General features: G+C 67.8%; 2 protein-coding genes. Both read right to left on the bottom strand.

All coding sequences use genetic code 11. The features are described 5' to 3' along the window. A partial coding sequence (locus FJV41_RS50465) for a potassium-transporting ATPase subunit KdpA (RefSeq protein ID WP_181791593.1) occupies nucleotides 1–183 on the bottom strand: 183 nt, incomplete at its 3' end. A 9-nt stretch (nucleotides 184–192) separates the two neighbouring features. Next, on the bottom strand, nucleotides 193–282 hold the full coding sequence (gene kdpF / locus FJV41_RS50470) for a K(+)-transporting ATPase subunit F (RefSeq protein WP_120576322.1): 90 nt from the start codon (nucleotides 280–282) through the stop codon (nucleotides 193–195). Between the last annotated feature and the right edge of the window lie 162 nt (nucleotides 283–444).

Consider the following 444-nt stretch of genomic DNA (forward strand, 5'->3'; position numbering starts at 1 on the left):
CTGCTCGTGTTCGCGCTTCACGCCACACAGGCGCAGCAGAGCGCGTTCGATGGGACCTAGCACTCGGGGCAGGGGTTGGGTGTCGGCCTCGAAGACGCGGAAGAGGTAGAGGCCCACGGGCTTCGTCAGCGCGAGGACGAGCGCGAAGAACAGCAGGGTCTGGAGCCAGCCAATGAGGGTCATGGCGGGCTCCTAGAAGCGCTCGGGCCGGAGCAGGGCGTAGACGAGGTAGACGGAGAGGAGGACCGCGAGCGCGGTCCCTGCGGCGTATTCGAAGCTCATGGCCCCAGGAGCATGAGCATCCGCCGTACCGGAGCGGGCCTCCGTCAGGCCCAGGCGTTCCGAGGGGTTGCGGACGCGGCACTCACGACCAGGTTGCAATGTGCACGAACCGGCTCCGTGCACCCCTGCGAGGTGAAATGGGGCGGCGGCGTTACAGTGGGG

The organism is Myxococcus llanfairpwllgwyngyllgogerychwyrndrobwllllantysiliogogogochensis (assembly GCF_006636215.1).
Lineage (GTDB): Bacteria > Myxococcota > Myxococcia > Myxococcales > Myxococcaceae > Myxococcus > Myxococcus llanfairpwllgwyngyllgogerychwyrndrobwllllantysiliogogogochensis.